Source organism: Granulicella sp. L56, from assembly GCF_009765835.1.
GTDB lineage: Bacteria > Acidobacteriota > Terriglobia > Terriglobales > Acidobacteriaceae > Edaphobacter.
Map to the genome: position 1 here is coordinate 2,373,542 of NZ_LMUS01000006.1, position 20,653 is coordinate 2,394,194.

Below are 20,653 nucleotides of genomic sequence, written 5' to 3' on the forward strand. Positions count from 1 at the left end.
TGTCACTAAAGCGGGAAATAACTTGGGGGAACGTCCATTTTCGAGAAGCCAAACAACACGACACTGAGCACAATGCTAATCAATCGGAGGTTTTCTAAGTCACGACTCGAGCATGTTGTGCAAGTATGCACGCAAGCCGATCTGCCGTAAATTATCTGATTTCCCGATGCCGGTTTGATCCGTATCTGTCGTCGAACCAGCTACCGCTAATTCCACTTGATGGTGACAGTGGGGGCAAAGGCATTCGAAGCGCAGCAACTTCGTGTTTTGCAGACAATGAGGAAAAGTTCTCAAACATTCTGGGCAAGAGATTGCGAAAATAGCGAGAGCCTCGTCGTCGATCGGGACACGTGGTATCCAGATCGGTGCTGCGCCACGTATGGAATTACGTGTCGCCTCATCTTTGATCGAACGTAGAATCTCGAAGAATCGTGCGACGCTCGTTGAGCCTTTGGCATAAAAAGCATCGGCTGCAACCCCTTGGGGCACGGCTACGCCGAAATACGATCCGCTCATCGCAATGACGGCAATCGAAGGAAATCGCCGTCGTACGATTGATAGAAGTTCAAACCCGGACATACGAGGCATGTTCAGATCCGATATGAGAACATCCGGCACTCGCTCCCGTATCGACGCGAGTGCGGCAAACCCATCTGAGGCCGTCCGAACGGTATAACCGCTTTCTCGAAAGATCTCAGAGAGTATGTTAGCTAATATCTGGTTATCATCTATCACTAGAACGTCGTTCATTTCATTTGGCAAAGCTTTCCTCCTTTCAAGACCCCGAGTTTCAACGGAAGCGTCAGCCCAGTCTTCCCTTTAGAGTTATAGAGAGACATCGCAAGCCTCTTTTTGGAGGGAACCGTCGCTCTAATCAGCGCAATGAGTGGAAGGCTGCTCGTAACTCGGCGCTGAAGAGTTCCGGCTGCTCCCAGGCTGCGAAGTGGCCGCCCTTTAAAGGCCGGTTGTAATAGATCAGCTTCGGATATGCTCGCTCTGCCCAGGACCGCGGAGCTTGATAAATCTCGTCCGGAAAAGCGCTTACAGCAACCGGGACGGTCACACCCCTGGGGTCAAAAAAACCACCCTTATATTCCCAATAGAGACGGGCCGATGAGATCGCTGTTTTCGTCAGCCAATACAGTGTGATGTTTTCGAGGACATCGTCTCGAGTCAGCCCCTCGGTCTGACCAGCAAAGACGCGTGCGACCAGCGAGTAGCTGGCGGCATCGTGATCGAGAATCCAGGCTGCCAAACCGATCGGTGAATCCTCAATCGCATACAGAGTTTGTGGGCGCCCCGCCATTTCTTGGGCATATCCAAGTCCACGCTTATAAAAGAAGTCAAGCTGGTCCCAAGCGCGCTTCTCTTCGGCTGAGAGGCTATGGGGTGGCTGTCCCCCTGACTGGAGAGCTTTCTCCACGTCCCCCGGAACAGTAGCCGCCATATTAGTATGGATACCAATCAACTCAGAAGGTGCCTGCAGAGCCATGGTCTCGGTGACAGCGTTTCCCCAATCGCCGCCCTGGGCGACAAATCGGTTGTATCCGAGCCGCTTCATCAACACGGTCCAGGCACTTGCGATACGAACTGGACCCCAGCCGCTAGTAGCCGGCTTCTCTGAAAATCCATAGCCGGGCAGGGAGGGGATAACTACATCAAAAGCGTCTTCCGGCATTCCGCCGTAGGCGGCAGGGTCGGTGAGCGGGCCGATCAGCTTCAGCTGCTCGATGATCGATCCGGGCCACCCGTGGGTGATAACGATTGGCAGAGCATTCGCATTCTTCGAACGGCCGTGGATGAAGTGGATGTCAAGGCCGTCAATCTTCGTGACGAATTGTGGCAGAGCGTTCAGTCTTGCCTCAACCTTCCGCCAGTCATAGTCGGTCACCCAATAATTCGCGAGCTTTTGCATGGTCGCGAGTTGGACGCCTTGTGTTGCATCGCTGACCGTTTCGCACTCGGGCCATCGTGTCGCGACGATACGACGCCGAAGATCAGCGAGGTCCGCATTCGGGAAGCTAATGCGGAAGGGGCGAATGGCAGTGTTCTGTTCCTCTTCGCGAGAGTGGACAGAAAGTTCACTGAACGCGGAGGCTACGGCAAAACCGAAAGAATCCCTCGGAAAGAAACTCAAAGCACCTGCGGTCATCGATGCAGCGATAAAACTGCGTCGTGATGGACCACTACCGATGCTGCTGATGCCATTTCTAATTGCGAGCTGCACTTTGTCGAGTTGCGTCATAATGGTTCTCCTCGGACAGATGTTTTGGCATGGATAGAATTAGCCACGAGCTTGCTACACAGTTGCGATCAGACCAGAAGCAAGAATGAGAATCTATTAAACGTTGGTATTGATACGTACTTAAGTCTCACTCGGATAAACGTGCTTGAGGTGCCCGTTTACTTCTGCCTTTTCATGAACTCACGGACGAGCGAAGCAATATCATCCGCTTTCGTATCCAATGCGAAGTGTCCTGCGTCAAGTACGTGGACCTCAGCGTTCGGCACATCCATGCGATAGCGTTCCGGCTCTCCAGGATCGAATGAGAGATCATGCTTACCCCAAAGAACCAAAAGCCGCGGTTGGGCCTTTTGCATCCACTCCTGCCATCTCGGATATGCGTCCACGTTCGTACGGTAGTCGTAGAAGAGATCGCTTTGGATCTGGGCCTGTCCGGGTGAATTCAGGAACGCATACTCATCCGTCCAAAGATCTGGATCATAGAGCTCGACCTTCGGATCGTCTCCGATATGACGTCTCTTTGTGGCCGACAGCGACAGCAAGTCAGTTCGTAACGCGGCTTCTTGAGCGGAGCGGTTCGCCCAGAAGGCCCGCCTCGTTGCCCAGTTCGCCCCCAGGCCTTCATTGTGTGCAACTGCATCTTGGACGATGAGGGCCTGCACTCGCTCCGGGTGAGCCAGCGCCAAGCGAAAGCCAACCGGGCCGCCGTAGTCCTGCATGTAAAGCGTGTAGTGAGACAGGCCCAATGTCTGCGTGAAATCGTTCATCACATCTGCAATATTGTCGAAGGTATATTCGAACCGTTTCGGGTCGGCCCAGTCACTGTGTCCGTAACCCGGGTAATCGGGAGCAATTAGATAGTAGTGATCTGCAAGACTTGCCATTAGTGGTTGAAACATCCGTGACGATGACGGCAGGCCATGCAGGAACAAGATCACAGGAGCATCCTTTGGCCCAGCTTCCCTGTAGAAAATATTCAGACCATCGACTTTTGCAGTGCGGTAGAAGACGTGTTGAACCATTGGTTCCTTCTGTTCTGAGCGTTGAGGCCGACATTGATAGCAAATGCGACCGTCAAAGTCGTGAAGATGTGGAGAATAGATTTCGCCATGCTTTGCTTATCCTTGGTTGAAGCAGACGGTTCAGGCCAGTCAGGAGATTGCATGCTTTTCTTTCGCTTTACACCGGGAGACCGTCAGCGAACTGAGCGTGGTGCGTGCCCTATAGAGCCTCGACTTGGCGGCGGATTCGGAGATGCTCAAGCGGGCCGCAATATCCTTCACCGAACAGTTGTCTGCTAGGCGCATTCGAATTGGTATTCGGAGTTCCGGAGAGAGGTTCTGTATGGCGTGCAGAAGTTTTTCGAGCTTCTCCTGCTTTGCGTAAATCTGTTCAGGGTCGGGAGCTAGATCTCTAAATTCCTTGAGCCCATCCTCATTTTCCGACTGAATATCTAAGTTCAGTGCGCCTTCCGGCCGCGAGCGGCGCCTGCGTAGAATGGCCAAGCCCGAGTTGATTGCGACGCGAGTCAGCCATGAATAGAAGCTCGACCGACCCTCGAAGCTTTCAAGCGCCAGAAAGGCTCGAAAGAACGCGTCCTGCAGTGCGTCTTCGGCGTCATCGGCGTTCTTCATAATCGTCAAGAGGGTTCGGTACACGCGTCGCCAGTAAAGCTCCCACAATTCCCGAAATGCAATCTGGCAACCCGATCGAGCGGCAAGAACCAACTGTTGTTCTTTCGGCGTAGCAGTCTCACAAAGATGCTTACCGAGATTGCCGCCCGATCCGATGGGAATCGTCACTCGAAACGTGTAATCGTCCTGGGTATCCACTGTTTCCTCCATTCGCAAATACGTAACTTCTCGCATGCCTTGCTTGCGGATCATCATCAAGGGCCCAATTAGCTGGTCCAGCACCTCGGGCAATTACCGACGCCAATGTCGGCAGCGAGGTCGTGTACTTATGCGATGACTTCAAAGATGACTTCCAGTTCGATCGGCATGCCGAGCGGAAGACTGGCAACACCGATGACCAGCCGGACCGATGACTTTTCTTTACCGAAAACGTCTTGAAAGAGATCCGAAACTGCGTCCGCTACTCTTGGTTGATCGAGGAAGTCTCCGCAGGTGGCCATGAATACGCCAAGTCGCACGACTTTGCTGACCCGATCGAGAGATCCGAGATATTGTTTAGTCGCGGCCAGGGCACTCAGAGCGGCGGTGTAGGCGGCATCCCGCCCCGCGTCGGTATCGAGCTCTCTTCCAATTCGTCCTATGTACTTCGGACTATGGTCAACGACCGGAAGCATACCGCTTAGGAAAAGTAGATTTCCAGTCTGGACGGCTTCGACGTAATAACCAAATGGCGTTGGTGCGGCTGGGAGTGTAACGCCGAGATCTCGAAGCCGGCGCTCTGCACCGTGCTGCTGGAAATCCCCACCGCTTACCATCGGCCGGTGTGCGCACCACCGTCCACGTGCAGCACCTCCCCTGTAACATGATGAGCTTCGGCAAGATATAGGACGGCCTCGGCAATGTCCTCTGCGTCGGTGATCGTGCCGAGTGGTGAAAGAGTTTTCATGAAGTCCTTTGGAGTTCTCTTATGAAGCGGTGTATCGACGACACCCGGCGCTACTGCGTTGAAACGGATGTTCTCCTTGGCATATTCACTTGACAGGCTACGAGTGATGGCTTCGAGTCCGCCTTTAGTGATCATCGGAATCGATGCATTGACGCCGGCGATTGGGTTTTCCACCAAGGATGATGTGATGGTGGTAACGCTGCCTCCCACGCCCTGCGCCAACATCTGCTTTACTGCTAGTTGGGTGATAAAGATGAAGCCTTCAAGATTGATAGAGACGAAGCTTCGGAATTCGTCGATCGTGTATTCCGTGAAGGGCTTGGCCGAGAAGATTCCGGCGTTGTTGATGACATGGTCGATCGAGCCGAACTTGGCTATCGCGGTTTGCGTGACGCTCTCGGCCGTTGCTGCCAAGCTGATATCACCATCGACGATTGCAAGATTAGGCGATGCCGCGAGTCCTGCCTTTGTGGCATTGCGCGATGTTGCGACAACCTGATAGCCGTGATTAATAAACTCTCGAACGATAGCTGCTCCGATCCCCTGGGAGCCGCCCGTCACGAGGACTGTTTGTTTTCTTGGCATACGAGACCCTCTCTTCAGCTATTCCGGTAGTAGTACTCGGCCAGGATGTTATGGCCGTTATCCTGGCCTGGGGTGTTGACAATCGCTTAGGCGGCCTTTTGAACTGTAAGCGACTCCAAAAGCGCCAGGGCTGAGGAAGTCGACGAGGCGGGATTTGTCCTGTCACCAAGAGCCCATCGACGACGGAGAAGGGCTGCCAATCGGCCTTGGTGAGTTGCATCTCTTCCTCTTCCCCGTTCGTGAAGCCCGCCACATGTTTGCCCTTCACAAGCGGCACACCCTGATATTTGGCGTGACTGAGCACTCCCGGAGAATGACACACCAACGCAATGAGCTTACCCGAGTTGTAGAACGACTCGAGAAGAGCGATCGAAACGGGGCTCTCGGCAAGGTCCCACATGGGTCCGTGCCCACCCACATAGAAGACGGTGTCGAAGTCTACTGCTCTCATGTCGGCAAGTTTAGAAGTTTGGGAGAGTGGTTTTCGCACTTCTTCGTCCTTCTTGAACCGTGTCATCGCGGGCGCCTGACTTTCGGCAAGATCACTCTTTCGATCAAGTGGTGGCTGCCCGCCGTTCGGTGATGCAAGGGGTAACTCGACACCGGCATCTCTAAAGACAAAGTAGGGAGCCGCGAACTCTTCAATCCAGAACCCGGTTTTGTGGCCTGTCTCGCCGAGCTGATCGTGCGACGTCAGTACCATCAGTATTTTCATGGTGCTTCTCCTCGATTCCTCGGTTCGCGCCTTGATCAGGGCGACGGCACAACGCGATAACACCAGAAGCAGGGAGACTGAACAATTGGACTAAGGTATGTGTCGATACGAAAGTGTCGACACACAGTAGACGGTTGTATTGACTGAGACCTAAGTGTTTATCAATACCAAAGTTCAATAGATTTCCTTTCATCCTTCTGGTCTGATCCTCCCAAGAAAGCTGACGTGATTTGATGTCCCGCTTTCCCCAGAACTTCCGAGAGCTCGATTCGACATGAACCAGGAAATCAAGAAGCAGAAAAGGTACCGGCTTTTCACCGTAAATCTACGGGTCGGACTCCTGCTTATCACCTTCGGAGCGACGAGCCAACGGATAGAAGCACAGATTGAAACATCCAGAGGCTCCGGCATCGAAGCTGTAATGTCCCCGGACGCAGCTTCTGACATCGAGAACCTTACGCTAGTCGCGGCTGTTGATCTGGCGCTCAAGCAGAATCTCGACATCCAGATCGCCAATATTGAAACCGCGAGTAAGCAGCAAGAACGTTTGATCGCTCGCTCGGACCTGCTTCCACATGCTGGTTTCAGCGCAAGCGAAGCTGTCACAAGATACAACGCTAAAGCTCAGCTCGGGGTTCAGCCTTCCGTTATTCCGCATGACATCGGCCCATATCAGTCCATCCATGTTGGACCGACATTCTCGACTCCGATTTTTAATCTGACCCTGATCCGTCAATACCAGGCGAGCGGACACCGTCTGCTCGCGGGACGCGCCGATGAGCAGACAGTCCGCGAAGAGACTGTCTTGCTGACCGTGAGCGAATACATGGCCCATCTTCGCGCACTAGCCAGCATCACCGCTACTGAGTCGCGCGTCGAACTGGCCGACCGGTTGGCGCATCAGGCGCAGGACCTGCTCAACGATGGCGTAGCGAGCAAAATTGATGTATCGCGTGCTCAAGTCCGGCTCAGAGAAGAGAAGCAAGGCCTAATTGATAACCAGCGGGACGCGGAGACTACTCTCCATGCGTTGAAGCGCATTCTAAACATTTCGGACAGCGCGAAAATCGGATTCGTTGACCAGCGGAACTTTTTCTCGACACCTTCGCTCGATGTTTCTGATCCGCTAGCGACTGCGCTTGAGCAGCGATACGAATTGAGCTCCCTGTCTGAGAGCATCAAGGCTGCTGAATCGGCATACAAGGCAGCTATGGCCGAATCTATCCCGAATCTGACTTTTGATGGAAGGTGGAATGAGCAAGGCCAGACGCTCACCACGCTGGTTCCTGGATATGACTATCAATTTGATTTGAAAGTTCCTATCTTCACAGGGGGACGGCTTAACGCTGAACGCAAGAGCACAGCACTCGCAGAGCAGCGATGGCAGAAACAGCTCGCTCAGGAGCGAAATCTGATAACCGAGCAGGTGCGCGACGGGCAGGTCGAGTTGCAGGCAGCCTTGCATCAGGTAGAGCTTAGCCGAGAGGAGGTGCAATTGGCCAATGAGGAGGTCTCGCTTTCGCAGGGACGTTTTCAGTCTGGTGTTACCGACAATATCGAGGTCACCACTGCGCAGGATTCGCTCGCTCGCGCGAACGACGCGGAGATCGGTGCGCTGTTCCGCTACAACATCGCGCGTGCTCAACTTGCGCGTGCGATTGACACTGTGGAGAAGACGTATACCCATCCTTGATACATACACGTTTGAGAGAGGGGCAAGGCAATGAGTGAAGTAGCTTTAGCACCGCCGATTGAAGAATCAGTCATAGTGCCGGAACCTCCGAAGGCTGGCGGGATTGCCGCGAGGAAAAAAGCACTATTGATATGGGGAGGGGTCGCCGTTCTGGTCTTGTTGGTGGTGCTTGGCGTTCGATACATCATCTGGTCTGCACATCATGAGGAGACGGATGATGCGTATCTGGAAGGACATCTCCACCCAATTAGTGCTCGCGTCACGGATACAGTACAACAGGTCCTGATCGACGACAACCAGCACGTAGTTGAAGGACAGACCCTCGTCATCCTGGACCCCAATGACTACAAGGTGAGACTGGACCAGGCGAAGGCAGCCCTTGATGTTGCACGTCGCGAAGCTGATACCGCGGAGTCTGCGATCCGATCAACTTCCCAATCCGCTACGGCGCAGACCACACAAGCAGTGGGCACGATTGGTGAGACCAAAGCTTCAATCCAGGCGTCAAAAGCCGCAGTTGTCGCTGCTGAGGCAGGTGTTCCGCGTGCGCAGGCCCAGCTTCAAGAGGCAGATGCAACTCTTCATCGCGACGATGTTGACCTCCACAGGTACGAAGATCTCTACGCGAAGGAGCAAGTCTCGAAGCAAACCGTCGATCACCAGCGCGCAAGCTACCAAGTAGCTATTGCCGCGCAAGCCGCTGCTCAAGAGCAGGTGCGGCAGGCGCAGGCACAATTGGTTGCTGCACAACAAGGCGTCGTCCGCACGGAGGCGTTGCTGACGAACTCGGTGGGCGGATTGCAATCCGCGAAAGCTTCACGGCTTGAGACACGCGTACGGGAGGGCCAATTTGCAACGGCACAGGCCGCAGTCGCACAGGCTATGGCCGCGCTGGAGGAAGCAAAGCTTCAGCTTTCCTACACGCTCATCAAAGCTTCCGCGAGCGGACGCATCGGCAGAAAGTCAGTTGAAGCAGGGCAGCGAGTCCAGATAGGGCAGCCGCTGATGGCGATTGTGGAAGACAAGCCATGGGTGGTCGCTAATTTCAAGGAAACACAACTGCAGAATATGCGTACCGGCCAGCGTGTTGAGGTAGAGATCGATACATTTCCCAAGCACAAGTTTTACGGTTATATAGACAGTCTCGCTCCTGGCTCTGGTAATGAATTCGCGTTGCTGCCACCGGACAATGCGACCGGCAACTTCACCAAGATCGTGCAGCGCATTCCGGTTAAGATCGTGCTCGATCAGGATAGCGTGCGCGGCTATGAGAACCTGCTTTCACCCGGTATGTCGTCCATCGTCACCGTAGCCACGAAATAGGAAAACTCCATGGCAACTGCGATGATGAGTCCGGCGATACCCGCAAGAAATCCCGCCACAGAGACTGCCGATCATGTCTCGGTGAAGACCTGGATATGCGTTACAGGAGTTCTTCTTGGGTGTTTCATGGCGGTGCTCGATATCATCGTCACAAATTCTTCGCTTCGCGACATCGCAGGAACCCTGGCAGCCAGTTCAGATGAGATTTCATGGGTTCCGACGGCATATCTGGTCGCTGAGATTGTTGTGATCTCGTTGACCTCGTGGCTCTCTGCGGCATTTTCACTGAAGAAATATCTTCTAGTGAACTCGATCCTGTTTGTAGTCTTTTCTGTCTGTTGCGGACAGGCGCGTTCTTTGGAGTTCATGATCCTCTTTCGCGTACTACAGGGATTCACGGGGGGCGTACTCATTCCACTCTCTTTCGACGTGATCCTCAGATACCTTCCGACGACGAAGAGGGCAATTGGCATGGCCATGTTCACCATCACGGCGACTTTTGCTCCTGCCGTAGGACCTCTACTCGGCGGATGGCTGACGGACAACTATGGATGGCCATTCATCTTTTACATCAACGTAATTCCGGGAGCACTGCTAATCACAGCGGTGTGGTTCACCATGGAACAGCAGCCCATGAACCTAAGCCTGCTAAAGAAGGGTGACTGGTGGGGCATCCTGACTATGGCGATCGGCCTCGCTTCATTCGAGATCGTGCTCGAGGATGGAAATCGTAAGGACTGGTTCGGCGATCCGGAGATTGTGAAGCTGGCCGTGATCGCAGCGATCTTCATTCCCGCTTTCATTATTATCGAGTTGCGAGAAAAAGAGCCGCTCGTCGATCTACGACTCTTTGCGCGCAGGAATTTTGGGCTCGGCAGCATCGTCAATTTGGCTCTTGGAATTGGCCTCTATGGTGTCATCTTCATTCTGCCCACGTACCTCGGCCAGATTCATGGATACGATGCGACTCAGATAGGGACGGTGATCATCTGGCTGGGCCTTCCACAACTTGTTGTTATCCCCCTGATACCGAAATTGATGAAATTTATCGACGCGCGAATCATTATAGGCATCGGGATTCTTCTTTTCGGCGGTAGCTCTTTTTTAGATATTCATCTCGATTCCGATTTCGCCGGCCCGCAGTTTTATATCCCGCTTATCATCCGCGCGATAGGCCAACCTCTCATCATGACTCCTCTTTCCGCCGTCACCACGGCCGGCATGGCCGAAGGACGTGAAAGTGGGGCGGCATCGTCGCTCTTCAACATGATGCGTAATATAGGCGGATCGATCGGTATCGCCGGACTATCGACGTTGCTCTCTGTGAGAGAGCGGTTCCATTCGGAGCGCATCGGCGAATCGGTGACCATTTACGCGGGACCGGTGCAGGAACGCCTGCAGCGGTCTGCGAATTACTTCGCGTCTCAGGGCAGCGATCCGTACTCGGCTCGCGCTCGCGCGATCGGCGCTGTCGGCTCCGCGATCCGACGCCAGGCGTTTCTACTCGCCTATGGAGATTGTTTCCTGGTGCTGGGCTGCGTATTGCTCGTCAGTGGAGTCGCCTTATTTTTTATGAAAAAGGCAAGAATATCGGGTCCCGCGGGGGGGCATTGATAGATATAGGCGATGTATTCTTCTTTCAAGAACTGCGGAAGCTAGCCATCCGGAGCGCATTAGACGCATCCGATGAAGTAGATTCGGCTACTACTGCTATGTGGAGAATAGTTTGAAACATATACAGGAGCAAGAGCAGGGATTGCCGTTGAGCCATGATCGCGAACAGCAGCAGATGGGTGTGCTGGCCGGCGAAAACCGCGCCGGTACATCGGCTGAAGAAATTGCAGTTTCGTTCCGCAATCACATGACGCATAGCGTAGGCCGACCGCTGGAATCGTCCAGCATGATCGATAAATATCATGCGCTGTCAGCCGCTGTGCGCGATCGCTTGATGGATCAATGGCTAGAGACGATTCAGACCTACAGACAGAAAGATGTTCGGGTCCTTTCGTTCCTGAGCGCCGAATACCTGTTGGGGCCTCACCTACAGAACGATCTGTTGAATTTGGATTTGACTCCACAAACCGAGCAGGCGCTCAAGAGCCTCGGGCTGGATCTGACGGCCATCGCCGTCGAGGAGCCTGAGCCTGGCTTGGGCAACGGCGGGTTGGGTCGATTGGCGGCGTGCTTTCTTGATTCGCTCTCGACGCTGGATGTACCGGTGATTGGATATGGTCTGCGTTACGAGTTCGGTATCTTCCGCCAGGAGATCGTGGATGGATGGCAGGTAGAGAAGTCGGATAAATGGCTCCAGTTTGGCAATCCATGGGAGATTCCGGCTTCGATGTCTATGGAAGTAGGGCTCTTCGGGCACACCGAGACGTACACGGATGATAAGGGTTCAGTTCGTCGCAGATGGGTGCCTGGTTATACGGTGAAGGGCATTCCGTTCGATACGCCGATTCCGGGCTATAAGACGCGCACAGTCAACCGGCTGAGACTCTGGGAGTCTGAAGCTGTCGATTCGTTTGATTTGAGGCTATTCAACAGCGGCGATTACGCAGGGGCCGTGCACGCAAAGATGGAATCCGAGACCATCAGCAAAGTCCTGTACCCGCCGGACGAAAAGGTTGAAGGCAAGCGTTTGAGGCTGACGCAACAATTTTTCTTTACGTCGTGCTCTTTGCAGGACATGGTGCGGTTACATCTGGCACTCGGCAAACCGCTGACAGACTTCGACAAAAAATGGACGGTGCAGTTGAACGACACCCATCCTTCGATCGGTATTGCGGAGCTGATGCGGCTGCTGATGGATGAGCACGAGGTAGGCTGGGACGATGCGTGGCGGGTGACACAAGCTACTTTCGGTTATACCAACCACACGCTTCTGCCTGAGGCGTTGGAGCGTTGGCCGTTGGACATGTTTGCAAATCTGCTGCCACGGCATCTTGAAATCATCTACGAGATTAATCGCCGGTTTCTGGATGATATGCGCGCTCGCTTTCCTGACGACGACGCGCGACTTCGACGAATGAGCATCATCGGCGAGGACGGGGAACGCAGCGTGCAGATGGCACATCTTGCCGTCGTCGGCAGCAAAGCGATCAATGGCGTCGCGCAACTCCATACGGAATTGTTGGAAAAAACTACTCTGCATGACTACTACGAGGCCTTCCCGGAACGTTTCAGCAATAAGACCAATGGTGTCACTCCGCGTCGCTGGTTGATGCTTTCAAATCCGGAGCTTACAGGGCTAATCAATGAGACCATCGGGACTGATTGGCACAAGGATTTGTATGGTTTGAAGTCGTTGGAGCCCTTTGCCAAGGATACGGGCTTCCTCGATCGTTGGCGGAAGACACAGGAGGCTTCAAAGGGCCGGCTTGCTGCCTACATCAAGGAGACGATGTCCATAGACGTGGATCCGAAATCGATGTTTGACGTTCAGGTAAAACGGCTGCACGAGTACAAGCGCCAACACTTGAATGCACTGCATATTCTTTCGCTGTACTGCCAGATCAAGAGCGGAACAATAAAAAACCTTGCGCCGCGGACGTTCTTGTTTGGAGGAAAAGCCGCGCCCAGTTATTCGATGGCGAAGTTGATCATCAAGCTGATCTGTCAGGTCGGTGAGTTGGTCAACAATGATCCCCAGGTAAAAGATGTTTTGAAGGTCATTTTCCTTCCGAATTACTCGGTCTCGCTGGGCCAGCGTATCTACCCCGCTGCTGATCTCTCCGAGCAAATCTCTACTGCAGGATTCGAAGCGAGCGGAACCGGATGCATGAAATTCATGATGAATGGGGCCGTCGCCATTGGCACACTGGACGGCGCGAATATTGAAATTCGCAAAGAGGCGGGTGAAGAGAACTTCTTCCTCTTCGGCATGACGGCGCCGGAGATCAGCGATCTGCAGCAGGCAGGCTACAACCCACGCCGCTACTACGATAAGAGTCCGCTGCTGCGTGAGGTACTGGACGGCTTGCGTGATGGGAGGTTCTCAAATGGTGATCGCGATCTATTTTCGCCACTGGTAAATGACCTGATGAATCATGACCGTTATTTCGTGCTCGCTGACTTCGATGCCTACGCCGCGGCGCAGCAGGAAGCCGGCAAAGCCTATGCCGACATTTCACGTTGGGGGACCATGTCACTGCTGAATACAGCACGTTCAGGCAAATTCTCATCCGATCGCACGATCCGCCAATACTGTGAGGATATTTGGAAGCTTCCGCTCGGAAGCTAGCCAACAAGAAAGCCGCGCGCTATCGCACTTCCTCACTTCAAGAGCACATAATGTCCCCCGTCCGTGAAGGCGATCACTAGATTGATTAGGATGAACATTAGGTCGTAGTGCCAGCCGTAGGTTGTTTGCCCCCAGAATCCTATGTGCCAGGAAAAGATTTTCTTCTCGATCGCTCCTAGCATGAGGAAGATCAGTCCAAAAGCGGCGAGTTGTGTGAGGACACCAAAGGTGACCCCCAGGCTGCCAGCGACCTCGGCGATCCCGAGAAAAATCGTGAAGCCCTTCGACATCTCGATGCTCTTCGAGCGCGCCTCCGGATCCTTCAGATGACCATAGCCGCTTGTGATGAAGACTAAGCCCACCATAAGCCGCAGCAGGAGCAGACCGAGATCGGTAAAGTGAGCGAGTTGCGGGAACATCATAAATATCTCCTAAGATTTCACGAGCCAGCCGCGGTTGGTGACATCATCGAAAGAATGCGTAAGCGTTGAGCTTTTTGCTTGATTGCTTCGGATGGTGCCGCGGCAGTGGTCATAAAGCCTCTTCTTCAGATTTCAACTCTGGGCTCCGCTGGCTAGACGGCTACGAACTGCTGGCCACCATCGATGTCGTAGGTGGCACCCGTAATGGCGGTGTTGCTCATGATGTGCACCGCCAGCGAGGCGACATCTGCTGGTTGAATAACCCGCCGGATGGGGAGTTTGGCTCGAAGCTGGTTGCGACGTTTTTCAAGTTCATCGCCCAGGAGTGATGCGGACAGCTCCGTGTCGACGAATCCGGCGGCGATGAGGTTTACGCGAACCGGTGCGAGTTCAAGAGCTAGATTGGCGGTGAGGGCGGGAAGTGAGGCCGCTACCGTCGATGCGATCCCGATGCCAATGCCTGGACGACGGCTATCGGCGTCGCCCATAAATATCAATGTTCCTCCATCTCTTACCTTGCCAGCTGCGTTCCGCGCGACTTCGATAAAGAGTAAGAGGCGGTCGGTCAGAGCACGGCGTGCGCGGTCGTATTCCTGATCAATGATGCGCCCGTAGGAAGGCTGGCCGGCGGTCACCATGATGTGATCGATTGGAGCCTGCAGATCGCGGAAAAACTGAGCGAGCAGCGGAGGATCCGTGGCGTCAAAAGCACTACAGCTCAGCGCATTTACCTCGCTCGCTGCGCGCTGCAGACGCTGAAGATCGCGGCCGGTGAGGATGACCTTTGCTTGCTCCGCACTTGCTCTTCGGGCGGTTTCGAGCCCGATTCCTAAGCTTCCACCGATGACGACTACGGTTTGCCCTGAGAGGTCCGGTTTCCGCTCAACATGACGGACAGCGATTATTGCGCTCATAATTCCTCCGACCAGCTTCAAGGTGATTAAGCAGGAATCGCGATGACAAATCTATTGGACGAACGTATTGACTGCCACCAAAGTATGGATTGGCAGGAGCGCGGAGCGGTGCGTCCTCTATTCTGCGGGTTCCGATACAAAGGTATTGCCGATACCATCGTCCAATTGCTTCACCGGAATACCTCGGGTGTAATCGCTCCATCTCAGTCGGGCATCAGGCTCGCTGCCAGGAGAAAATGATGAGCATAATTGATAAGGCATTAGAAGCAAACCGTAAGTACGCGAAGGGCTACGACCCATCTCACGGAAAGCCCCCGGCTCCCAAGATCGTAGTCGTAACCTGTATGGACCCACGGCTCTCAGACCTGCCTGCGATCCTGGGCTTGCCGGAGGCCGATATCGACGTTATCCGGACTGGCGGACCAGCGGTAACGGAAGATGTCCTGGGAGAGCTTGTTGTGTCGAACCATGTGCTCGGAACCAAAGAGATATTGCTTCTCAACCATACCGGCTGTGGGTTCACAACCTTCACTGACGCTGAACTGAACGCGAAGCTGAGCGCTTCTACCGGTGATGCGTCGCCGGCCCCGATGCGGTTCTTCTCCTACAAGGACCCGGAAGAACACACGCGGGAGCAGATGAGAAGGATCAGATCGCATCCATGGATTGACAAAGATATTCCCGTGCGCGGCGTGGTTTTCGACATGGAAACGGGGAGATTGCACGAGGTCAAAGACCTGAAACATGAGCACGCCGCCTGATTCGCGATCACGTTTCTTTGTTCGTCGGCGGTCCTGCAAGGCTTGTATGTGATCGGGCCGTCGGCGGTTAGTCTGCTGGATGTTGGCAATGTAACGTATCTCATTTCGCACCAGGACCTTTCATAAGAGGAAATATGGACCACAATGAGGTAGTCCGCAAATTTGATCATTTGTTGAGCAGAGAGGCTGAGCGCGCGCACGAAACGGCGATCGAACTTGAGGCTTTGATACCGCTTCTGCTCGGGCACAAATCTCGACCGCTCGCTCAGCTCCAGCTAAAAGCGAGTCACAAGCGGGCGAAAGATTTCCGGGAGTTAGCGCAGAAAGTCAGAGAAACGTAGGAGTCTTATGAAGGCAATCGTTGTGACCGAATATGGTGGTCCGGAAGTGCTAAAGTTCGAGGATTACCCTGACCCAGTTCCGGGACCAGGCGAGGTACTGGTGCAGATCGCCGCAACGAGCGTGAACCCCATCGACTACAAGCGACGTGCCGGGTTAACGAAAGACTTCTATCCGATGACTTTTCCGGGATTGATAGGAATCGATATTTCTGGAACCGTGGTGAAGGTCGGGCCGGAAGTGGAAGGCTTTTCCGTCGGTGACCAGGTATTCGCCATAGCGGACAATACTTATGCCGAGCTCTGCGTGGTAAAAGCAGAGGTTCTGGCGAAAATTCCGCAAGGTCTGGATTTGATTCAGGCGGCGGCGCTGCCGCTGGCAACTATAACTGGCAACCAGCTCCTTTCATCTACGGGGATCGAAACGGGCCAAACGGTTATGGTCGTAGGTGCTGTGGGAAATGTCGGACGTTCGGCGGTATTCACCGCGAAGGACCGCGGGGCGATTGTAATCGCGGGGGTTCTGAAGCGGCAGATGGATGAGGCGAAGACTCTTGGCGCAGACTGGGTAGTCGCAACCGACGATGACACCGCGATTGCGAATCTTCCGCCGCTCGATGCGGTGGCGGATACGGTCGGCGGGAAGATCGCCGAGAAGCTGCTTGCCAAGGTCAAGCCTGGAAGTGTGTTTGCTTCAGTTAACGGGGCACCGCAGAACGCCGCGAAGTATCCCTCTGTAAAAGTGGTGACAGTGTTCTCGAAATTTGACAGGAAGACGCTCGTGTTTATGGCAGAAGCCGTGCGAGATGGCAAGCTGGTCATCCCGATCAGCCAGATACTGCCTCTGAGTGGCGCCGCGAAGGCTCATGCAGCGGCGGAAAAGGGCGGCATCGGGAAGATATTGCTGGTGCCCTGAAGATTTCTGGGCCGACTCTGGCAGACCGATCGGGGTATTTCATTGCAGACCGCGTCTCATCTCGCTTATGAAATCCAGAGGCTATCACGGGCCAGCTTGCCAACTCATACGGCTGAGCTGGCCAGATATCTCATCGGCAAAACCATTGCACATAAGATCGGAAGAAGCACACTTAGCGGTCGTATTGTCGAGACAGAGGCTTACCCGCCAGGCGATCCGAGTGGCCATGGTTACCGCGGGCGCACGGCAAGGAACAAATCGCTATTTTTAGAAAAAGGGTTTGCCTATGTGTACTTCATCTATGGGACGTCGTTCATGCTCAACGTGTCGGCTGAGGAACCGGAGGTTGGTGCCGGGGTGCTGCTGCGCGCCATCGAGCCTCTTCAAGGAATTGACATAATGAAACAGCTCCGCGAAACCGACAAGCTCACAGATTTGGCGAGAGGTCCGGGACGGCTTGCGGCTGCATTGGAAATCGACCGGCAACTGGACGGAGTCGACCTGTGTGCCAATGGTCCGCTTTGGCTTGGCACTGCAGTTCGAGAAACCGGGCACATCAACACGAGCGTGCGCATCGGCATCACGCGTGAGATAGACCGGCTGCTGCGTTTCTATGAAGCAGGCAGCCCGTTTGTTAGCGGACCCCGCAAATGAGATGAGAGGTAGTTAGGTTCGACCGTCTTCCCAATACCATCTCTGTACTCTTACAACTTAAGAGAAGTTTCACTCCCACATCGTCCGGTCGTCATCAGCACGATTGACCGGGATTGAACGGTGTATGCGGTGTGATCGTTCGTCTCAACTTCTCGCTCCAAAAAATCTAACGGTGTGTCCTGAAATGTATCGATGAGCCGACGCCACGATCCACAACCATCTGGACGAGGAGGCAGAGTGAAGCTCAGTGGCTTCCAATATGCGTTGACCATCAAGTGGAACCCACCTTCATTCTCAATATAGGCGGTGGCTGCGAGGCTGTGAGAGTCACCCGAAAGATCAGGCGCCCACAGGTGCACCCCGTTCCACTGGATCTTCGCTCGCTCAATGAAGTCCGAGAGTGACAGGAAATTCCCGCTCCGATCCGAAGCAAAACGCAGCCGCAATTGGATCAGGAGTTGAACGAACCTATGAATATCGGCATGCTTTTGGCAGAGGTTCCAGTCGAACCAACTCATCTCATTGTTCTGGCAATACGCGTTGTTATTGCCAAGCTGCGTCCTCCTGACTTCATCTCCCATCAACAGCATCGGAGTACCAACCGAAAGCAGGTTGAGCGTCAGGGCGTTGCGGATCTGGCGCGCTCGAAGGCGCTCGACCGCCGGATCATCGGTAGGACCTTCTACCCCGCAGTTCCAAGAGTCATTTACTGAGGCCCCATCGCGGCTATTCTCCCGATTCGCTTCATTCTGTTTTCCATTGAACGATACAAGGTCATTGAGAGTGAAACCGTCATGACATGTCACGAAATTAATACTCTGTCCAGGAGGCTGGTTTCTTTTCGTATAAATATCCGGACTTCCAAGCAGCCTCTGTCTAAGATTGAAGACTGTGTCTCGATCGGACTTGAGAAAGCGTCGAACATCGTCGCGAAAACGTCCATTCCATTCCTTCCACCGGTCTCCTGCGAAGGACCCGACCAGGTAGAGACCGCCTGCATCCCACGCCTCTGCTATCAACTTCCTACCCGCAAGTATGGGTTCGGAATCAATCTCCCAGAGAAGAGGCGCGTCAGGAACCGATCTGCCATGTTCGTCACGGGTGAGCACCGCAGCAAGATCGAATCGAAAGCCATCGATATGCATCTCGGAAACCCAGTATCGAAGACTGTCGCCAATCATCCGTCGTAGAACCACAAAGTTCGTGTTGAGCGTATTGCCTGTGCCGGTGTAGTCCGCGTATTGCGAGAAATCACCCGATAGAAGGTAGTAGAGCCGATTATCCAGCCCTTTCAATGAAAAGGTAGGTCCCGCGCCACCACCTTCAGCAGTGTGGTTGTAAACGACGTCGAGAATAACCTCAATACCGGCCTTGTGAAGTGCTTTCACCATGTCACGGAACTCGTCGAGGCATCCCAATGGGTCACCGCTGGAGGAGTAGCCGCCATGGGGTGCAAAGAAGGACATAGGACTATAGCCCCAATAGTTTTCTAGGCCTGTCGGCGCATCCTGTGCGTCGAACTGGAAAACAGGCATCAACTCCACCGCGGTGATCCCCAGGGCCTTCAGGTACGGGATCCGTTCGATCAACCCCGCATATGTGCCTCGCTTCTGTTCGGCAACGCCAGAGTTTGGATTCCGCGTGAATCCGCCAACGTGCACCTCATAGAGGACGGTGCTGGAGAACGGGTGATCAAGAGGCTGATCGCCCTCCCAGTCATACCCGCTGAGATCTGCGACCATGCTTTTCGCGGCTGCTTCTACGTTGTCACCGGATTGAGTGGCGGCACCACGTTGATAGTTCTTCAAGGAGATCGCCCTGGCATAGGGATCGAGAAGTAGTTTCTCAGGATCGAAACGGTGACCCAGATCGGGAGCATAGGGCCCGCTCATCCTGTAGCCATATAGTTGGCCTGCCTTTATCCCCGGCAAGTGAGTATGCCAGTAGTGCGAGGTGCGGTTCCTCCCGGGAACGAGATCGATGATACGGCTTGGCTGTGCTGCATCCTCAGTGTCGAAGAGCAGCAATTCGGCACGAGTCGCATGGTATGAGAACACGCTGAAGTTGACGCCTGTTGCTGTGACGCTTGCACCCAGTGGATATGGGCTCCCCATCTTCATTTTCTTTCTCACAATCTCCACCCACACTGTGATTAAGCCACAAACCCGGCGCCGTATCTAGTGGACGATTGTATCGGCCAATACCAACGTATCATCCATACCAAAGTTCAATAGATTTCCTTTCGCGCTTCTGATGTGATCCAGGAGCAGGCCATAGCGATCTGTCGCTAGGAAGGAATAAAGATGCACTCCTTATCACAACTGCTGGAGCAATCGCAGGCATCCGGAGTGGCGATCGGGCACTTCAATGTTTCCGATATTGTTTTGTTGAAGGCCGTGGTTTCGTCCGCGCTGGAGTTGCAGGTGCCGGTGATGGTCGGAGTGTCAGAAGGTGAACGGCAATTTATTGGAACTCGCCAGATAGCCGCACTCGTTTACAGTCTGCGTGAGGAATACGATCTCCCGATCTTTCTCAACGCAGATCACGCACACTTGCTGGAGAGCGCCGTTGAAGCGGCAAGGTGCGGTTTCCACGCCATTACGTTCGATCGCTCTGAGTTGCCGTTTGAACAGAACATTTCCGAGACTCGGAAGGCAATCGAAACTCTCAAGTCAATCAATCCGGACATCATTGTCGAAGGAGAGATCGGAGAAATCGGAACCGGTTCCGAGATCCACGAAGAAGATTCTCGCCAGGCAGGCAGTCTCACCACTCCTGCGGAAGCACAGCAGTATGTTGATCTAACCGGCGTCGACGTACTGGCTCCAGCTGTGGGCAATAGACATGGACTAACGAAGAGCATGGTATCGGGAACGACGAAGAAGCGCTTGGACGTAGCTTTGATTGCTCGAATTAAGAATACGGTCAGAATTCCACTAACCCTGCATGGTGGATCTGGGACTGACGATGACGATTTGCGAAATGCCATTAGCGCGGGTATCACCATCGTTCACATCAACACAGAACTGCGAGTCGCGTGGAGACGTGGATTAGAGGAGGGCCTGTCTAAAGATATTTATCAGGTGGTCCCTTACAAAATTCTTTCCCGTGCCGTGGAGTTAGTCAGCCAGGTAGCCCACTCGAGGTTGCAGCTGTTCAACAGTCCACCACCCCTACTCTAGAGAAGAAGATTGCATCGCCGTGACGTGATCAAAGAACGCTGCCGGGCCTGCATAGCAATTTGAATAGATAAAGGAGAAACGA

General features: G+C 53.9%; 19 protein-coding genes. 8 read left to right on the plus strand and 11 right to left on the minus strand.

Annotated elements, in window-relative coordinates:
- Positions 1–99 precede the first annotated feature (99 nt).
- From GSQ81_RS17620 to GSQ81_RS20375, 8 genes are all read right to left on the minus strand, one after another.
- The gene (locus GSQ81_RS17620) at positions 100–762 is read right to left on the minus strand and encodes a response regulator (RefSeq protein WP_158911930.1); all 663 of its coding nucleotides are present in this window, start codon (positions 760–762) and stop codon (positions 100–102) included.
- Positions 763–874: 112 nt separating this feature from the next.
- A complete protein-coding gene (locus GSQ81_RS17625; protein ID WP_158911931.1) occupies positions 875–2,245 on the minus strand; it encodes an epoxide hydrolase family protein in 1,371 nt (456 codons plus the stop codon).
- A gap of 158 nt (positions 2,246–2,403) precedes the next feature.
- A complete protein-coding gene (locus tag GSQ81_RS17630) occupies positions 2,404–3,267 on the minus strand; it encodes an alpha/beta fold hydrolase (protein ID WP_158911932.1) in 864 nt (287 codons plus the stop codon).
- Entirely contained in the window at positions 3,222–3,356 is a 135-nt protein-coding gene (locus GSQ81_RS20240; protein ID WP_256369682.1) for a hypothetical protein, read from the minus strand. The genes GSQ81_RS17630 and GSQ81_RS20240 overlap by 46 nt, the downstream gene beginning before the upstream one ends.
- 40 nt (positions 3,357–3,396) lie before the next feature.
- Positions 3,397–4,161, minus strand: coding sequence for an RNA polymerase sigma factor (locus GSQ81_RS17635; protein ID WP_254060319.1), 765 nt, complete (start codon positions 4,159–4,161; stop codon positions 3,397–3,399).
- Positions 4,162–4,205: 44 nt separating this feature from the next.
- Positions 4,206–4,694 carry a RidA family protein gene (locus GSQ81_RS17640; protein ID WP_158911934.1) on the minus strand — a complete coding sequence of 163 codons (489 nt, stop codon included), beginning with the start codon at positions 4,692–4,694 and terminating at the stop codon, positions 4,206–4,208.
- Positions 4,688–5,410: an SDR family NAD(P)-dependent oxidoreductase gene (locus tag GSQ81_RS17645; protein WP_158911935.1), complete on the minus strand. Its 723-nt coding sequence runs from the start codon at positions 5,408–5,410 to the stop codon at positions 4,688–4,690. The genes GSQ81_RS17640 and GSQ81_RS17645 overlap by 7 nt, the downstream gene beginning before the upstream one ends.
- Positions 5,334–6,125 carry a type 1 glutamine amidotransferase domain-containing protein gene (locus tag GSQ81_RS20375; protein WP_216846468.1) on the minus strand — a complete coding sequence of 264 codons (792 nt, stop codon included), beginning with the start codon at positions 6,123–6,125 and terminating at the stop codon, positions 5,334–5,336. Before GSQ81_RS20375 ends, GSQ81_RS17645 begins: the two co-directional genes overlap by 77 nt.
- 421 nt (positions 6,126–6,546) lie before the next feature.
- Between GSQ81_RS20375 and GSQ81_RS17655 the strand changes: the two genes are divergently transcribed.
- The 4 genes from GSQ81_RS17655 to GSQ81_RS17670 all read left to right on the plus strand — a co-directional run bounded on the left by GSQ81_RS17655 (position 6,547) and on the right by GSQ81_RS17670 (position 13,384).
- Positions 6,547–7,818: a TolC family protein gene (locus tag GSQ81_RS17655; RefSeq protein ID WP_158911936.1), complete on the plus strand. Its 1,272-nt coding sequence runs from the start codon at positions 6,547–6,549 to the stop codon at positions 7,816–7,818.
- Positions 7,819–7,848: 30 nt separating this feature from the next.
- Positions 7,849–9,141: an HlyD family secretion protein gene (locus GSQ81_RS17660; RefSeq protein WP_158911937.1), complete on the plus strand. Its 1,293-nt coding sequence runs from the start codon at positions 7,849–7,851 to the stop codon at positions 9,139–9,141.
- A 126-nt stretch (positions 9,142–9,267) separates the two neighbouring features.
- Positions 9,268–10,755, plus strand: a complete 1,488-nt coding sequence (locus GSQ81_RS17665) for a DHA2 family efflux MFS transporter permease subunit (protein WP_254060320.1) — start codon at positions 9,268–9,270, stop codon at positions 10,753–10,755.
- A gap of 112 nt (positions 10,756–10,867) precedes the next feature.
- The gene (locus tag GSQ81_RS17670) at positions 10,868–13,384 is read left to right on the plus strand and encodes a glycogen/starch/alpha-glucan phosphorylase (protein ID WP_254060274.1); all 2,517 of its coding nucleotides are present in this window, start codon (positions 10,868–10,870) and stop codon (positions 13,382–13,384) included.
- A 32-nt stretch (positions 13,385–13,416) separates the two neighbouring features.
- Here the strand turns inward: GSQ81_RS17670 and GSQ81_RS17675 are convergent, their stop codons facing one another.
- Positions 13,417–13,806 (minus strand): DoxX family protein, encoded by a 390-nt coding sequence (locus tag GSQ81_RS17675; RefSeq protein WP_158911938.1) that lies wholly within the window; start codon positions 13,804–13,806, stop codon positions 13,417–13,419.
- Between the two features lie 152 nt (positions 13,807–13,958).
- On the minus strand, positions 13,959–14,720 hold the full coding sequence (locus tag GSQ81_RS17680; protein WP_158911939.1) for an SDR family oxidoreductase: 762 nt from the start codon (positions 14,718–14,720) through the stop codon (positions 13,959–13,961).
- A gap of 236 nt (positions 14,721–14,956) precedes the next feature.
- Here GSQ81_RS17680 and GSQ81_RS17685 point away from each other — a divergent pair, with 236 nt between their 5' ends.
- The 3 genes from GSQ81_RS17685 (at position 14,957) to GSQ81_RS17695 (ending at position 17,389) form a co-directional block, all read left to right on the plus strand.
- Positions 14,957–15,481, plus strand: a complete 525-nt coding sequence (locus tag GSQ81_RS17685) for a carbonic anhydrase (protein WP_158911940.1) — start codon at positions 14,957–14,959, stop codon at positions 15,479–15,481.
- Positions 15,482–15,829: 348 nt separating this feature from the next.
- Complete coding sequence (locus GSQ81_RS17690) at positions 15,830–16,735, plus strand: NADP-dependent oxidoreductase (protein ID WP_158911941.1); 906 nt, start codon at positions 15,830–15,832, stop codon at positions 16,733–16,735.
- 96 nt (positions 16,736–16,831) lie between these two features.
- Positions 16,832–17,389, plus strand: coding sequence for a DNA-3-methyladenine glycosylase (locus tag GSQ81_RS17695; RefSeq protein ID WP_216846470.1), 558 nt, complete (start codon positions 16,832–16,834; stop codon positions 17,387–17,389).
- A 50-nt stretch (positions 17,390–17,439) separates the two neighbouring features.
- Here the strand turns inward: GSQ81_RS17695 and glgX are convergent, their stop codons facing one another.
- Entirely contained in the window at positions 17,440–19,536 is a 2,097-nt protein-coding gene (gene glgX / locus GSQ81_RS17700) for a glycogen debranching protein GlgX (protein WP_254060275.1), read from the minus strand.
- 156 nt (positions 19,537–19,692) lie between these two features.
- Here glgX and GSQ81_RS17705 point away from each other — a divergent pair, with 156 nt between their 5' ends.
- A complete protein-coding gene (locus GSQ81_RS17705) occupies positions 19,693–20,571 on the plus strand; it encodes a class II fructose-bisphosphate aldolase (protein WP_158911943.1) in 879 nt (292 codons plus the stop codon).
- The last annotated feature ends 82 nt before the right edge of the window (positions 20,572–20,653 follow it).

What these genes read in the sequence shown, in the direction of transcription:
- GSQ81_RS17630 (WP_158911932.1), bottom strand. Translation starts at nt 3,267, where the DNA reads ATGGTTCAACACGTCTTCTACCGCACTGCAAAAGTCGATGGTCTGAAT.
- GSQ81_RS17675 (WP_158911938.1), bottom strand. Translation starts at nt 13,806, where the DNA reads ATGATGTTCCCGCAACTCGCTCACTTTACCGATCTCGGTCTGCTCCTG.
- GSQ81_RS17655 (WP_158911936.1), top strand. Translation starts at nt 6,547, where the DNA reads ATGTCCCCGGACGCAGCTTCTGACATCGAGAACCTTACGCTAGTCGCG.
- GSQ81_RS17645 (WP_158911935.1), bottom strand. Translation starts at nt 5,410, where the DNA reads ATGCCAAGAAAACAAACAGTCCTCGTGACGGGCGGCTCCCAGGGGATC.
- GSQ81_RS17660 (WP_158911937.1), top strand. Translation starts at nt 7,849, where the DNA reads ATGAGTGAAGTAGCTTTAGCACCGCCGATTGAAGAATCAGTCATAGTG.
- GSQ81_RS17665 (WP_254060320.1), top strand. Translation starts at nt 9,268, where the DNA reads ATGGCGGTGCTCGATATCATCGTCACAAATTCTTCGCTTCGCGACATC.
- GSQ81_RS17690 (WP_158911941.1), top strand. Translation starts at nt 15,830, where the DNA reads ATGAAGGCAATCGTTGTGACCGAATATGGTGGTCCGGAAGTGCTAAAG.
- GSQ81_RS17685 (WP_158911940.1), top strand. Translation starts at nt 14,957, where the DNA reads ATGATGAGCATAATTGATAAGGCATTAGAAGCAAACCGTAAGTACGCG.
- GSQ81_RS17640 (WP_158911934.1), bottom strand. Translation starts at nt 4,694, where the DNA reads ATGGTAAGCGGTGGGGATTTCCAGCAGCACGGTGCAGAGCGCCGGCTT.
- GSQ81_RS17705 (WP_158911943.1), top strand. Translation starts at nt 19,693, where the DNA reads ATGCACTCCTTATCACAACTGCTGGAGCAATCGCAGGCATCCGGAGTG.
- GSQ81_RS20375 (WP_216846468.1), bottom strand. Translation starts at nt 6,125, where the DNA reads ATGAAAATACTGATGGTACTGACGTCGCACGATCAGCTCGGCGAGACA.
- GSQ81_RS20240 (WP_256369682.1), bottom strand. Translation starts at nt 3,356, where the DNA reads ATGGCGAAATCTATTCTCCACATCTTCACGACTTTGACGGTCGCATTT.
- GSQ81_RS17680 (WP_158911939.1), bottom strand. Translation starts at nt 14,720, where the DNA reads ATGAGCGCAATAATCGCTGTCCGTCATGTTGAGCGGAAACCGGACCTC.
- GSQ81_RS17625 (WP_158911931.1), bottom strand. Translation starts at nt 2,245, where the DNA reads ATGACGCAACTCGACAAAGTGCAGCTCGCAATTAGAAATGGCATCAGC.